This window comes from Aurantiacibacter suaedae (assembly GCF_005434915.1).
Lineage (GTDB): Bacteria > Pseudomonadota > Alphaproteobacteria > Sphingomonadales > Sphingomonadaceae > Alteraurantiacibacter > Alteraurantiacibacter suaedae.
The window spans coordinates 309,113-322,242 of record NZ_SKCG01000001.1 but is presented as its reverse complement, the minus strand read 5'-3'; the positions used below and the strand labels follow the sequence as shown (position 1 = coordinate 322,242).

The 13,130-nt window shown below is 61.7% G+C and carries 11 protein-coding genes and 2 pseudogenes; 6 read left to right on the top strand and 7 right to left on the bottom strand.

Going from position 1 to position 13,130, the window contains the following annotated elements; translation table 11 throughout:
* Nucleotides 1–155 precede the first annotated feature (155 nt).
* Nucleotides 156–794, top strand: a complete 639-nt coding sequence (locus E0473_RS01485) for a tyrosine-type recombinase/integrase (protein ID WP_421721760.1) — start codon at nucleotides 156–158, stop codon at nucleotides 792–794.
* Between the two features lie 597 nt (nucleotides 795–1,391).
* Here E0473_RS01485 and E0473_RS01480 read toward each other — a convergent pair.
* Nucleotides 1,392–2,507, bottom strand: a complete 1,116-nt coding sequence (locus tag E0473_RS01480; protein WP_206663408.1) for an extracellular catalytic domain type 1 short-chain-length polyhydroxyalkanoate depolymerase — start codon at nucleotides 2,505–2,507, stop codon at nucleotides 1,392–1,394.
* Nucleotides 2,504–3,022: a hypothetical protein gene (locus E0473_RS01475; RefSeq protein ID WP_206663407.1), complete on the bottom strand. Its 519-nt coding sequence runs from the start codon at nucleotides 3,020–3,022 to the stop codon at nucleotides 2,504–2,506. The genes E0473_RS01480 and E0473_RS01475 overlap by 4 nt, the downstream gene beginning before the upstream one ends.
* Nucleotides 3,023–3,204: 182 nt before the next feature.
* On the opposite strand from E0473_RS01475, the gene E0473_RS01470 reads away from it, so the two are divergent.
* Nucleotides 3,205–3,711: a YciE/YciF ferroxidase family protein gene (locus tag E0473_RS01470; RefSeq protein WP_137679089.1), complete on the top strand. Its 507-nt coding sequence runs from the start codon at nucleotides 3,205–3,207 to the stop codon at nucleotides 3,709–3,711.
* 116 nt (nucleotides 3,712–3,827) lie between these two features.
* A pseudogene (locus E0473_RS01465) lies at nucleotides 3,828–5,486 on the top strand (catalase); the annotation flags it as partial.
* A gap of 96 nt (nucleotides 5,487–5,582) precedes the next feature.
* Here E0473_RS01465 and E0473_RS01460 read toward each other — a convergent pair.
* From E0473_RS01460 to E0473_RS01445, 4 genes are read right to left on the bottom strand one after another with little or no spacing between them, the layout of a single operon-like run.
* Complete coding sequence (locus E0473_RS01460) at nucleotides 5,583–6,155, bottom strand: class I SAM-dependent DNA methyltransferase (RefSeq protein ID WP_161981474.1); 573 nt, start codon at nucleotides 6,153–6,155, stop codon at nucleotides 5,583–5,585.
* Nucleotides 6,148–6,879 (bottom strand): PIG-L deacetylase family protein, encoded by a 732-nt coding sequence (locus E0473_RS01455; RefSeq protein ID WP_161981472.1) that lies wholly within the window; start codon nucleotides 6,877–6,879, stop codon nucleotides 6,148–6,150. Before E0473_RS01455 ends, E0473_RS01460 begins: the two co-directional genes overlap by 8 nt.
* Entirely contained in the window at nucleotides 6,876–7,961 is a 1,086-nt protein-coding gene (locus E0473_RS01450; protein ID WP_241657281.1) for an acyl-CoA dehydrogenase family protein, read from the bottom strand. Before E0473_RS01450 ends, E0473_RS01455 begins: the two co-directional genes overlap by 4 nt.
* Complete coding sequence (locus E0473_RS01445; RefSeq protein WP_161981471.1) at nucleotides 7,958–8,974, bottom strand: glycosyltransferase family 2 protein; 1,017 nt, start codon at nucleotides 8,972–8,974, stop codon at nucleotides 7,958–7,960. The genes E0473_RS01450 and E0473_RS01445 overlap by 4 nt, the downstream gene beginning before the upstream one ends.
* An 881-nt stretch (nucleotides 8,975–9,855) precedes the next feature.
* Between E0473_RS01445 and E0473_RS01440 the strand changes: the two are divergent.
* Both E0473_RS01440 and E0473_RS01435 read left to right on the top strand, forming a co-directional pair.
* A pseudogene (locus E0473_RS01440) lies at nucleotides 9,856–10,692 on the top strand (PA0069 family radical SAM protein); the annotation flags it as partial.
* A 121-nt stretch (nucleotides 10,693–10,813) separates the two neighbouring features.
* Entirely contained in the window at nucleotides 10,814–11,932 is a 1,119-nt protein-coding gene (locus E0473_RS01435) for an OmpA family protein (protein WP_137679084.1), read from the top strand.
* Between the two features lie 74 nt (nucleotides 11,933–12,006).
* Here E0473_RS01435 and E0473_RS01430 read toward each other — a convergent pair whose 3' ends face one another.
* Entirely contained in the window at nucleotides 12,007–12,459 is a 453-nt protein-coding gene (locus tag E0473_RS01430; protein ID WP_137679083.1) for an Lrp/AsnC family transcriptional regulator, read from the bottom strand.
* A gap of 67 nt (nucleotides 12,460–12,526) precedes the next feature.
* Between E0473_RS01430 and E0473_RS01425 the strand changes: the two genes are divergently transcribed.
* Nucleotides 12,527–13,129 (top strand): LysE family translocator, encoded by a 603-nt coding sequence (locus tag E0473_RS01425; RefSeq protein WP_161981469.1) that lies wholly within the window; start codon nucleotides 12,527–12,529, stop codon nucleotides 13,127–13,129.
* The last annotated feature ends 1 nt before the right edge of the window (nucleotide 13,130 follow it).

Genomic DNA, 13,130 nt, shown 5'->3' with positions numbered 1-13,130 from the left:
ATTCACTTTGAGGCGTCAATACGGCAGCTTCTATCAGAAGCAGATGTTCGCCGTGGGCAAGCTAAACGGCCGGGTCTGGGTCAGCTCGAGCCTTGCAGCATTTGCTCCCTAGATCAGACGACGTTCTTCAAATGGCCAATTCTGGCCATCGGAGAATGAACATGGAAATTTCTGAGACCAAACTCAAGTCGCCCAAGCGTCAAGTCTGGAACGCTGGGCGCACTGTCGGCGCAAAGCGGGCGCTGAAGCCCAAGCAGATTTGGGAGATCCGTTTTTTCCTCAATGAGCGGCGCCGCATTCGAGATCGGGCATTGTTCGACCTCGCGATCGACAGCAAGCTACGTGGCTGCGACTTCGTTCAGATGAAAATCGGCGACATTGTCAGTGGCGGGCAGATCCGCACGCGCGCACTGGTGACACAACAAAAAACGGGTCGGCCTGTTCAATTCGAACTGCTCCCAGATGCCCGGGCCAGCCTGCTGGCTTGGCTCGAGCGGCGGGGCGGCACTGTGGACGACTATGTTTTCCCAAGTCGCGTTGATCGCAGCGGCCATCTCAGCACCCGCCAGTATGCTCGACTCGTTGATGAATGGGTCTCGGGGGTAGGTCTGATGCGAAGTGAGTATGGCACACACTCGCTACGCCGAACGAAAGCGTCGATCATCTACCGGGCGACAGGCAATTTGCGCGCCGTCCAGATCCTGCTCGGCCATAGCAAGATCGAGAATACGGTACGCTATCTCGGGATCGACGTGGAAGACGCTCTTGCCCTCGCCGAGAACACTGAAATCTGAACCCGATGGCTCCTCGCCGATGGCGGGGAGCCAGCCTCACTGCGCTTGGGACTTTCCTGCCGTTCAGAGGCGACGGGCGAAACGGCAGGTTACGCCAACAGCTAACATTCGGCGATCACCAAGTCGAGCTACGGGAAAAGGCAAAAACTGGGCCGTTTGCGGACAGTCCGGTTTCAGCAATCGGGCCGGGCAATGCTGCCTTTTAGCTAACGACCCGATCGTGGAAGGTATCGGCTATCACTTTGTAAATGAGACTTGCAAAGGATTGGATTAGAAAACCTATTGGTCACTCACCCAAGCGCATTACTATTAATGCTCTACAAGCCTGAACGGCAGGCCTGCTCAGGCATGATCATGAAAGAAAATAGCGCAAGCTTGGCGAGAGTTTTCAAAATCTAATGTTTACGGCTGTGCTGCGCTCCTGAGAAGAACAAAACATGTTCGTGTTGGGAAAAACGGGCGAGTTCGTCGCAAGCTGTGTAATCATGATGTAGCTTGCCGTCTTTAGGGTATTCGCTCGCGCGAGAGGCGCGCCGCTTGTGGTAGAGGCCCGCCTCTGCAAGGCTCTGCCGCCGCTCAGGGAGCATTGTCTTGCTCTCACGCCAAACGGTGTTGCATGAAGAACCGAAGCATCTCGCGCGATGCATCAGGCCCGGACTTGGCGGTATAAGACCCCGAAGGCGATCCGCCCGACCACGCATGCCCCGCACCTTTCAGCAACCAGCTTTCCGACATGCTGCGCCCTTCGCCGTCAAGCATCGCGGTTTTGCGATATGCGCCACCGGACCGTCCGCACCCTGTTGTGACTTCGCGCTTCAAGCCAGCCATCGCCGGAGTCGCTTTCCAAGCTGCATGAATTCGATCGCTATTGACGGGATGGACGGTGTTGTCGCGATCACCGTGAAAGGTGATGATTGGGACGTACTTCCCGCCGGAAGCCGGCTCACGGATCGACCCACCCCCGCGCATTGCTGCGAGCGCACTCGGCAGGTCTTTCGCTGACCCGCATGCAAGCCCCGAGTGAACACCAGCCGCGGCGTAGAGGTCGGGAAAAGCGCTCGCCATGATCGCGGCGGCCGCCCCGCCTGCGGAAAGCCCGGCGACATAGACGCGCTGGGAGTCGACGCCTTCGGCCGCGATGATCTCGCGGGTGATCGCAGCGATGACCGCCGGTTCGCCCGAGGCCTTGCCCTGATCGCCGGGCCGGAACCAGTTCCAGCACTTCTGTGCATTCGCAGACCGGGTTTGCTCGGGATAGGCGACAATGAATCCCAGTTCGTCCGCAAGCGCATTCATCCGCGTTCCGCGCGAGAAATCCTCCGCAGATTGCGTGCAGCCATGCAGCATGACCACGAGCGGAGCAGGATCGTTCAAGCCGCTCGGCCTGTAGAGCAGATAATCGAGAGAGCCGGCGGCATTGCGCAATGTGCGCCGCTCGAAGCTCGCCGGGCTGGGGGTGGCTGGAGCGCGCCTTGGATTGCCGGGTTCGGTCGCTGGCCTCGCAATGGGAGCGGGCAAGGCGATGATGTCGCCGATCTCGTCGACCGAAGTCTCGCGAGCAGTGGCCGGTGCATTCCTGAAGCGTAGATTGCGCTGGATAAGATCGGTCGCCTGCCGGAGCCTCCCTGCCCGCGTGAGGGCGAGAACCTCCGACATGCTAGCGGTTAGGGGATTGGACATTTCAAGTACCTTCGGTTGCTGCGTGAAAATCACGCAAGGCGGTCGGCAAGGGCCGATTTCACTTCTGGCGGCGCGTGGAAGGCGCCCAGAATGGAGAGCGATCGAATGGTCGCCTGCGCCAACTCCGCATCGACGTCGTTGGCGATGCTGAGCAGACCGAGCACGCGAAAATCGAGCATCTCGCCCGCGTCGCGTGCCGCTTCGAGATCGGCACGAACCACGTGGCGGATGCCCAGCACGGGGGTGTCGCGCCCCTTCACCTGCCGGGCAATCTCGTCGTGCCGGGCAAGCTCATTTCGGATGGCGGTGCGGATGAAGTCGGTGCGATTTGCAAAGACGCTTTCGCGCACCAGCAAGTCTATCGAGCCGAGATCAACGAAGCCCAGATTAATGGTAATTTTTTCAGTTTCGGTGTTGGGGCGGGTCGACATAGCCATCTGTTGATCATCCCAGTGGATGGTGATGAGATGGTGCAGTCCATGCATCTCCACAAGGGGCCGCGTCCGCTTTTTATATATCATCCGCAGAAATTCGCGGAAATTCGGCATTGCTTTCCTTGATCGCTCATGCCGCGGGAACGAGTGAGCCCGTCTGGCATTGGCAAGTTAGCTACCAGCCGCTTTCGACGGTTTCGGGCGTTCGATCGAGAAACGCCAATTCCTTCTATTTCGACTCCTAGTCGTCCGCGCAGCCGCTCCGGTGCGCGGCCCCTCCCTTTGAAGGATTACCCATGAGCGCTCCCAAGAATCTCTCAGAACTCTACGTCGAGGAACTCAAAGACCTGGTGTCGGCGAATGATCAGATGAAGAAGATCGTTAAGCAGATGGCGAAAAAGATCGAGGACGAGGCCCTGTCCGGGATGCTCGACGATGCAGTAGGCGGCATCGAGGAACACACCCAGACCCTGCGCGCAATGCTCGCCGACAATGGCGGAGCGGATAAATCCAAGGAACATTGCAAGGGAATGGAAGGCCTAGTCGCCGAAGCCCGCGCCCACGTGATCGACGAGGATGTGAGCGACGAGGTCCGCGCTGTGGCCGCTATCGCGCAGTATCAGCGCATGAGCCACTACGGCATTGCCGGCTTCGGCACTGCAAAGGCGTTTTCCGATGCGCTCGGCCGAGACGACGATACCGCGAAGCTCGATGAGATTGTCGACGACATTTACGGCGCCGACGATTTCGCCAGCGAACTGGCCGAACGCTCGGTCAACCTTGCCGCCAAGCAGGACAATTGAGCTGACTTTGCCGGGTGCGGTGGCCTCGGCCACCGCAACCCCCTGTCAGCATTCGATTTCAAAGGATTTCCAGGATGGCCAAGTAACTCGAACTCTGAGAAGGTGGTGCGAACCAGCAGAAGCCCCAGGGCGACAATGACGTCATGACGACCGCACAGGGTGCGCCAGTCGCTGACGACTAGAACTGGCTGACCGCCGGTCCGCACAGTCCGCAGCTGCTCGAAGACCACATCGCGCGCGAAAAGACATTCCACTTCGATCACGAACGCATTCCTGAGCGCGTCGTTCACGCGCGCGGATACGGCATCCATGGCGAATTCGAGCTGACCGATCCAATCCCCGCTCTGACCCGTGCCAAGGTGATGGCGGGCGAAAAGGGCAAGAAGACGCCCTGCTTCGTGCGTTTCTCCACCGTAGCGGGCAACAAAGGTTCGCCCGATCTGGCGCGCGACGTGCGCGGCTCCGCGGTCAAGCTTTACACCGAAGAGGGTAACCGGGACATCGTGGGCAACAACATCCCGGTGTTTTTTGTTCAGGACGCGATCAAGTTTCCCGACCTGATCCACTCGGTAAAGCCCGCGCCCGATCGCGGCTTTCCCCAATGGGATCTCGGAGTTCAAGTGTTCGACCAGGAGTCCGCTGAGAAGTTCGAATTCGATGTGCTCGACGCGACCAAGCTTATACCCGAAGAACAGATTCCAGTCCAAATTGTCGGCACGATGACACTGAACAACAATGTCGACAATTTCTTCGCCGAGATCGAGCAGGTGGCCTTCTGCACGCAGAATATCGTGCCCGGCATCGACTTCTCTGACGATCCGCTTCTTCAGGGCCGCAATTTCAGCTATCTCGATACGCAGCTGAAGCGGCTTGGCGGGCCCAACTTCACCCATATCCCCATCAATGCGCCCAAGGTGCCGGTTCGCCATTTCCAGCAGGACGGGCACATGGCGATAACTAACCCAAAGGGACGGGTGAACTACGAGCCCAACAGCTGGGGCGATGGCGACGGCGCCGAGGAGGATCGCGGCCCTCGCGGCTGCTCCATGCAGGGCTTTACAAGCTATGAAGCCCCGTCGAGAGGCCCAAGGTACGTGTGCGTTCCGAGACCTTTGCCGATCACTACAGTCAAGCGCGCCAGGTCTACATCAGCCAGACCGAGATCGAGCAGAGCCACCTTGGCGACGCGCTCGTCTTCGAACTGAGCAAGGTCGGCCGCCTGTCGATCCGTGAGTGGATGGTCGGGCACCTGCGCCATATCGATGGCGATCTGGCGAAAGCCGTGAGCGACGGACTGGGCATGGACAAGCTGCCGGACAAGGTTCCGCTTGCACGCGAGCCGATCACCGACTTGCCCGAAAGCCCGGCGCTGTCGATCCTTAAAAACGGTTCCGACAGCTTCAAGGGCCGCAAGCTTGGTATCTACATCGCCGATGGTGCTGATGCCGACGTGGTGAAGAGCCTGAAGGAGGCGGCCGAGAAGATCGACGGCGGGCCTTCGGTCGTATTCGATGCGGTCGCGATCGTGATGGGCGAAGCGGCAGCGAATAAGCTGGCCGACGACAAGCCGAGCCAGGACTTCGTATCCGACGCCTTCGCCCACGCGAAGTTCATCGCCCACATACCGGCGGTAAAGGCTATTCGAGGCGATCGGCATCGCGGCCAAGATGGACGACGGCTTCTTCGATGTGAGCAAGGGCGCATCTGCCAAGGACTTCATCAAGGCCTGCGGCAAACTGCGCTACTGGGGCCGGGCCACAGTCAAGAAGGCGTAGCCCCGCTGGCGCCACCGAAGAAAGCAACACCCGGATCGCAGAAAAAGTGCGGTCCGGGTCGTCGTATATTCGAGATCGGGTGGTCCGATGCCTCGACTATCTGCGCAGCCGGTCGATCCTGTAGGAGGCTTCGATCCGCGGCTCTTCGCTGCGCCACGGGGCGGAACGGGAGAACAGGAGTGCAGCCTCCTCTCCGCCCACCAGCAGATCGTTTGGGCCGGTCCAGTTGACCAGCAGGCAAAGTCCGTCTGCCGCCAGCGTTTCGTGAGCACGCCGCGAGACGATGGCGATCTCTTCCGCCGACAGGAAATAGAGGACTTCGGAAAGGACAATCAGGTCGAACGATCCCTCCGGCCAGTCGCGCGGCGCTTCAGCGCGGCGATACACAACCGTGTCGTTCGTGACGGACTTCGACCTGGCGATAGCAAGCGCCTGCTCCGACACGTCGAGCGCGAGAAGCGCATCGCTGTGCGCGGCGAGGTCACGGGTCAGGACCCCGGTGGCGCATCCGATTTCAAGAGCGTTGGAAAAACGCGCATCTTGAAGCGCCGCGATAGTAGCTGCGCGCTTGTCACGTTCGTAAACGCTGTTCTCGAAATTCCACGGATCGGGATTGTCCGCAAACAGCGCGTCGAAGGTTTCCGCGCGCTCTGCCTCGTTCTCATCCACCGATGAAAATCTCCGGGCTCTCGGCGAAGTGATCGAGCAGCCCTTGCGGAATCACAACGGCATCCGGATCGTCTGCGATCAGCGATGTCGTTTGCGAGCGGTAGGCATCGATCGCCTCGAGCTTGCGGGCCCGATATTGCCGAACGGCGAAGATGCGCAGATCGTCAGGTACGTCGCGCTCTCCGAACCGGCCCCAGATGGGAAACCGCCACAATTTTGCTCCGATCTCGTCCGCGACCATGCGACCGAGCGTGGCGGCGGTCTTGTGGTCGCAGTGCGGATCTCCATTCCAGGTCGTCCAGACCGACCGGGTATCGAGCGCCGAAGCGAATGCGAAGATGCGCTGCAGCCGGTGCAGGCCGAGCCGCTCGAGATCGCTGCTTCCGTCTTCCAGCCCAGCGCGCATGACCGGGATGTCCTTCCCAGGGGCGAGAACCTTCAGTGCCGCGCGCATTTCCTCCCTGCGGAGGGCGGTGAGCCGGTCGCGGCCGTATTCAACCGACCGCGGATGCGATCCCTCGCCGTCGGTGAGCAGCACGATCCCGATCTTTCGCCCGGCCTGAGCAGCAGAAGCGAGCGCTTCCCCGCAACCAAAGGTCTCATCGTCGGGATGGGGCGCGACGATCAGCAGGCCGCCGGGAGGAGCAAGTTCGTCGATTTCGACGGGGCGCGCGTCGGCAGCCGCCGAGAGTAGCGCGCCTTTCGCAGAAGAAGGCAGGCTCACAGGAACTCCAGTTCGTGCTCGAGATGGAACAGTGTCTTGGCCGCGCGTGCGCGCTTGGCGTCGGGCGCCGCCTGGCACAGGAACAGCGCCAGATCGCGGCGAATGCGTTCGACCAGCGAACCGGCGATATGCGAGCCCATGCCGAGCGCCTGCTCGACCGTTTCGATGACGGTGCGGCAGCTTCGCTCCGTCACTTCACGCGCGAGTAGCGACAGCGCGGCCACATTGGCCGGGGCGTCGGTGGCTTCCACCGCGCGGGCTGCGCGAAGCAACCAGAGCCGCGCGGTTTCAATGACGATTGCGGCCTCCACAATCCTGCGTTGCTGGTGCGGATCTTCGGCACGGCCGCGATTCATCAGCTCGCGCCGCATAGCGCGATAAAGGGCCTCGGCTCCGCCGAGATGGGCGGCGCAATAGCGCCAGATTCCGCCTTCGAAATATGGCTCTCGCAGATAGTCGCCGGGTTCGCCCAGTTTTTGGCTGCTCGAGATATTGACCCCGTCGAAATCGTAACGCCCGGAGCGTGTCGCTCGCATGCCGCCCATGCGCCAGCCCGATGCATCGGCGCGTTCCGCGTCGCCGCACGGCACGAGCAGCAACTGCGGGCTGGTGTCGCTCGCCACTGTGACGATGGCCCGGTCGACCAGCCCGAGGCCGGAGGCGAAGCGTTTGGCTCCGCGCAGGGTATCGCCGGCAGGATCGAGCGTCAGCGGGCAATTCGGATCGTCCGCACCCCACACTCCGAAAAGCGCACCACTTCGGATCGCAGAGAACGCCTCATCCCGCGATGGCCCGCGCGCATAGAGAACGACCAGCTTGACGGCATTCATATGCCCTTCGAACAGCCGGGCGACAGAGAGGTTGGCCCTGCCAAGGGCGCGCAGCGCATCGAAGGCGGGCAAGGTTCCCTCGTCCTGCGTCCCCCAGCCTTGCCCGCCCTCTTCCCGGGGGAGACAGAACACAAGCCAATTATGGTCGCGCAACTCGCCAATATCCGCGGCGAGATCGCCATCGTCGAAATCGACCGCAGCGGCTCGCGCGGCGATAGCCTTCTCGACCGCGGCTATGGACAGCAAGGTCAAACGATTGCCTCCTCTGCCAGCAGTGACCGGGCGTGAGCCAGCTCGACAAGGATCTCGCTGTAGCGAAGCGCTTTTTCAGGCCGGTCCCTTTCGTCCCGATACCCATGACGCAGCCGGAAGGAAGCGAGCCTTCTCAATTCCGCGAGCGGGACAAGCGCTGCGTCGCAAACCGGATCGATCGCGCTGGCGCGTCTGCTCAACGCCGCACCGCAGCCACCGGCGGCGCGACCTTCCAGGCGGGCAGACGTGCGTGTGCCGCCATCGGCGATGGTGATCACACGCCCTCCGTCGGCCAGGACCATCGCACACAGCGCCGCATCCTCGCCGTGATGGGGGACGGGCAATCTTCCGAGCTTGCGATAGGTGGCGGCTGCGATCGCCAGGCTCGCCCCCGAAGCACGATGTGCGAAAGCACCTGTCTCGCCACTCCATCTGCGCCAGAGGACGTCGCAGGCCGAGTAGTAGGCGCGCTCGGCATCTCCGGCGAGGCGCACCTGGTCCGGCAATGCGGCGAGGCCGGAATCGTCCAGGCGGACGTCTTCACAGATTAGATCGAACCCGTCGGCGAGACCATCCAAGCCTTGTCGGACCCATCCCGGTCCCACTTCGCTATCCGCATCGGTCGTCAGCAGCGCGCCTCCCGGTGCAAAGCAGCTGGCGACATCCAGTGCAAGCCGCCTTGTATACGGCGCGCTGCGTATCGCCGGGGCGAAGCCGACTTCGACAACCACGCCCGATAATCCGTTGAGCCCGAGCCAGTCCTTGATGAGTTGCGCCGACGCGTCCTGCGTATCGTTCACCGCGAACACCGCCAGGCCCCGCTCGCTCACGCCTGTCATGGCGCTCAGCAGCGCCGCCAACATCCGCGGAAGGATTTCCCCTTCGTTGCATACCGGGACCGCGACCGCGAAGGTAAATTCTCCCACCGCGTTGGGGCTGAATTGCCGGAGCGTCGCCCGGCCATCGAAGGGCGCATCTGCGAGCAATGCGGCCAACCATGCCGAGTGTTCCATGGAAACGCGACATGGCGCAGGACTTCTGACGAAGTTGCGCAAGACTTCTTGCGGCAACGAACAGGCTACGCGGGCAGACTGATACCCGCCGCTCACGGTCTTTCTTGGCCGATAAGCGCCTTAAGCGAACCATGGCGGAAAGGATTCATGGTCGGGAACCCGCGCCATCCGATCGGACTATCGACAAGGATCGAGCAGTCGAGCGTGATCGGCCCGAGGATTGCACTCGCAGAACGGTATTGGGGAAAGCAGTTCGTTCGAACATACGAAGGCTCCGGCTGATCGAGGAAGAGCCGGTGCCTTTCCAATTATCGGGACAGTCGGATCATAAACGCCCGACATTGCGATATGGGTTCAGCCAATCGGCGTTCGGGTCTGGAAAGACGCCTGTTTCCAAGTCGGCTCAACATTTCAATAGCGACCAAGATTGGGGCGCCTTGCTGCCATCCGCTAAATACTGCGCAAACGGCAGCTTACCGATCAGAGCGCGAGCATCTCGAATGAACGGGATTGGGGCGCCTTGCTGACGAAACGCTTCAGCCCATTCAATTGGCAGTTTCTGTCAGAAGCTGACTTTCGCGATGACTGAGCTGTACGACCGGCATTGGTCGATGACGGACACGGACATTGCCATGGTCAAATGGCCGCTTCGCTCGATCTGGCTCCCAAGACCGGACAGTCCGGTTTCGGCCCAGAGATTGTCGTTCCGCCTTCGGCGGTTGCGACCATCGGAGTTCGAAAGTGCAGTAGCGCTTTCGAACTCCGATGGTCACTCAGGTACTTTCGTGAACATAAACATTCTTCTCGACCACCTCCATCTTTCTGTCTGAAGTCTCAACATTTCCATCCATTATGAACACTAGACATCTGATATAAGAGACGGCTGCATCTATTGCTTTGCCCGGCCTACCCACGCCTATCTCGATCTTTCGCCGGGGCTGGATTTCGAGACGCGGCTTTTTGCCAAGCCTAATGCGGCAGAGCTGCTTCGCCGCGAGCTGGCGCATCCGCGCTACAAGTGCGCGCCGATTGCCATGGGCACCAACACCGATCCCTATCAGCCGATCGAGCGGCAATACCGGATCACCCGCCAGATCCTCGAACTGTGCCTTGAGCTGCGCCATCCGGTGACGATCACGACGAAGTCCGACCGGGTGCTCGACGATCTCGATCTGATCGCGGAGCTGGCACGGCATGATCTGGTGGCGGTGGCGATTTCGGTTACATCGCTCGACGCGAGGCTGTCGGCCCAGCTTGAACCGCGCGCCACCACGCCGGAAAAGCGCCTCGCCGCACTTGCTTCGCTATCGGCGGCGGGCGTGCATACCAATTGCTCCATCGCGCCCGTGATCCCCGCGATCACCGATGATGTGATGGAACGGCTTATCGAACGCGCTGCCTCTGTCGGCGTGAAGTCGGCGACGTGGATACCCTTGCGTTTGCCGCACGAGGTCGCCCCGCTATTCCGCGAATGGCTGGAGGCATACTACCCTGATCGTGCGGGCAAGGTGATGGCGACCTTGCGCGACATGCGCGGCGGGCGGGACAACGATCCGCGCTTCTTTTCAAGAATGCGCCCGCAAGGCGTATGGGCCGACCTGTTCCGCAAGCGCTTCCAGCTCGCCTGCCGCCGTGCCGGGCTGTCGCGCAAGACGGTTTCGCTGGACACCAGCGCTTTCCGAAAGCCTGAGCCGACGGGCCAATTGTCACTGTTCTAGCGCAGGCAGAAGGGAGAGTGGCAAGCATCGCCGGACTGTCTCCAATTTGCCTTATGTGGGGCCTAAGCGCTCGCTAACGGCCGTGCTTCGTGATCGCGGCCAGCAGCAAGGGGAATGACGAATGAGACTTTCCGCAATCGGCCTCCTGACAGCCACGGCGCTCGTTGCGACGCCTGCCATGGCGCGCGATGGCCAGGTCTATGCCGGTCTCGGCGGGGGCGTTGTGCTCGCCGACGATCCGTCGTTGCGTGTCGTTGGCACCGCGAACACGGTCGACCTCGATCTCGACGCGGGCTGGGAAGCAGAAGCCGTGCTTGGCTATGACTTCGGCCCTGTGCGCCTTGAGGCAGAAGGTGCCTACAAGCACATCACCCTCGGCCCCGTGGATGCCACTTCGGGCGGCATCTATACCGGCGGGACCGCGCTCAGTTTCGCGAGTTACGACCAGGGCCACGGCGAAGTCGATGTCGCCAGCGGCATGGCCAACCTGCTGCTCGATTTCGGTGGTGAAGACGGTGTCGGCTTCTCGATCGGCGGCGGCGCGGGCTTCTCGAACGCGCGGTTCTTCGATTTGTCCACCGGCGCGGATATCAACTTTGTCGACGATAACGATATTCTCTTCGCCTATCAGGGCATTGCTCAGCTGCGCGCGCCGGTGTCGGATAAGCTCGAAGCTTCGCTGAAGTACAAGTATCATCGCGTGAACGACGTGACGCTGCTCGACGAAGCGGATCGCACGCTCGACACCGACTTTGCCACGCATTCGCTTCTCGCGACGTTGATCTACAACTTCGGCGGCAGCGAGCCGGTGGCTCCGCCCCCGCCACCAACACCTCCTCCGCCGCCGCCTCCCCCGCCGCCGCCTCCGCCGGCTCCGGTTGCGCAGCCCTGCAACACTGGCCCGTACATCGTGTTCTTCGACTGGGATAAGTCGGACATCACGGCTGAGGCTGCCAGCGTTCTGAACTCGGCGGTTACGGCCTATGGCGATTGCGGCACGGCCCGCATCATGCTCGCCGGCTACACCGACACCTCGGGTTCGGCGCAGTACAACATGGGTCTGTCGGAGCGTCGTAACGCTTCGGTCCAGCAGTACCTGACCGGCCGCGGCATCCCCGCTGCCCGCATCAGCACCGAAGCCTTCGGCGAGACGAACCTTCGTGTGCCGACTGCCGACGGTGTCCGCGAGCTGCAGAACCGCCGCGTCCAGATCACCTACGGTCCCGGCTCGGGCAACTAAGCTGGGCCGGCCCCAGGGCTAGACACAAGAATGCCCGGCAAGAGCGATCCTGCCGGGCCTTTTCTATGGGGTGGTCAATCGAACCGCGTTTTGGTCGTCGCCAGCAGAACGTGAGTGGTGATCTGCGCCACACCCGGCACGGCGGCCAGCGTTTCGGTGTGGAACTTCTTGTATTGCTGCAACCCGGCGACCTCCACGCGCAGCAGGTAGGAGGTAGCGCCGGTGATGTTGTGGCACTCCACCACCTGCGGTGCGCCCGCCACCGCGCGCTCGAACGCCTCCAGATTTTCTTTCGAGTGCGAGGAAAGCGCCACGGTAACATAGGCGATGAAGCCCGCCCCGCCCGCCAGCGGATCGACCCGCGCATGATAGCCGGAGATCACGCCCGCGCGCTCAAGCTCCTGCACCCGGCGTAGGCACGCCGAGGGCGAAAGGCCCACCCGCTCGGCCAGTTCGACATTGGTGAGTCGCGCTTGGCGCTGAAGTTCGCGCAATATCCTGCGGTCAATCTCGTCATTCTTCGGCATATGTTGCAGAAATATCCGGCGCAAGATGCAACAGGCAAGGATATTGTTCCCAGCTGCGCCTATAATTATGGCCATGGAAACGTACACCAGCCTCGTCCTGTTCGCTCTCGTGGCTTCGATCACGCCCGGCCCGAACAATATCCTGCTGATGACATCGGGTGCCAACTTCGGTGTACGCCGTTCGCTGCCCCTGCTGTTTGGCATTATCGTGGGATTTCATCTCTTGATTGGGCTCGGCGGGCTGGGCGCGGCCGCGATCCTGCTCGCCTATCCCGAGGCGGACATCGCCTTCCGCGTTGCCTGCGCGCTGGTGGTAACATGGCTCGCATGGAAGCTGGCGCGAAGTGGCCGCACCAAGGCTGGCGAGGTGCAGGCAAAGCCGCTTGGCTTCGTGCAGGGGCTGACGCTGCAACTCATCAACGCAAAGGCATGGGTGGTGGCCGTGGCCGCGAGCGCGCTGTTCGCGCCGGGAGGTTCCTATGGCGACGTTGGTGTCCTGGTTGCCGTATTTCTGCTGGTCAACCTGCCCAGCGTTACGCTGTGGCTGGTCGCGGGCCGCGGGATCGAGCGGATGCTGCGCAAGGAGAGCCAGCTACGCGCCTTCAACCTGGTGATGGCCGCACTGCTACTCGGCTCCACCCTGCCGCCGCTGCTATGGCCTGCTGTGTAAC